Origin of the sequence: Flavobacterium sp. UGB4466 (assembly GCF_903469665.1) — a bacterium.
Classification (GTDB): Bacteria; Bacteroidota; Bacteroidia; order Flavobacteriales; family Flavobacteriaceae; genus Flavobacterium; species Flavobacterium lipolyticum.
On record NZ_CAGKLC010000250.1, the window covers coordinates 1 to 847 of the forward strand.

Consider the following 847-nt stretch of genomic DNA (forward strand, 5'->3'; position numbering starts at 1 on the left):
TTTGGAAACAGATCTTTCGCAAGACAAATTACAAGGTGCTGCATGGTTGTCGTCAGCTCGTGCCGTGAGGTGTCAGGTTAAGTCCTATAACGAGCGCAACCCCTGTTGTTAGTTGCCAGCGAGTCAAGTCGGGAACTCTAACAAGACTGCCAGTGCAAACTGTGAGGAAGGTGGGGATGACGTCAAATCATCACGGCCCTTACGCCTTGGGCTACACACGTGCTACAATGGCCGGTACAGAGAGCAGCCACTGGGTGACCAGGAGCGAATCTATAAAACCGGTCACAGTTCGGATCGGAGTCTGCAACTCGACTCCGTGAAGCTGGAATCGCTAGTAATCGGATATCAGCCATGATCCGGTGAATACGTTCCCGGGCCTTGTACACACCGCCCGTCAAGCCATGGAAGCTGGGGGTGCCTGAAGTCGGTGACCGCAAGGAGCTGCCTAGGGTAAAACTGGTAACTAGGGCTAAGTCGTAACAAGGTAGCCGTACCGGAAGGTGCGGCTGGAACACCTCCTTTCTAGAGCCTTAATGTTAGCCTAGTGCACGTTAAGGAAAAAAGATGATTATTTATGGGTCTCTGAATTGGAGATTGTATTACTCTTGCTGTTAATTTAAAAAAATGAAAAGAATTAAGTAAAAACAGAGTCTCGTAGCTCAGCTGGTTAGAGTACTACACTGATAATGTAGGGGTCGGCAGTTCGAGTCTGCCCGGGACTACTTTTTAAAACAATTGACAATTGATAATTAACAATTGGTAATTAATAATTAAAAAGACTGTAAGCTTAATTTAAAAGGAAATTTTAGAGGTTGAGTGACCGTTTTAAGTACTGTTAACTGAGAAC

General features: G+C 45.9%; 1 tRNA gene and 1 rRNA gene. Both read left to right on the top strand.

The features are described 5' to 3' along the window. Positions 1-522, top strand: a 16S ribosomal RNA gene (locus JO950_RS21920); the annotation flags it as partial. 126 nt (positions 523-648) lie between these two features. Continuing rightward, a tRNA-Ile gene (locus JO950_RS21925) sits at positions 649-722 on the top strand. Positions 723-847 lie beyond the last annotated feature (125 nt).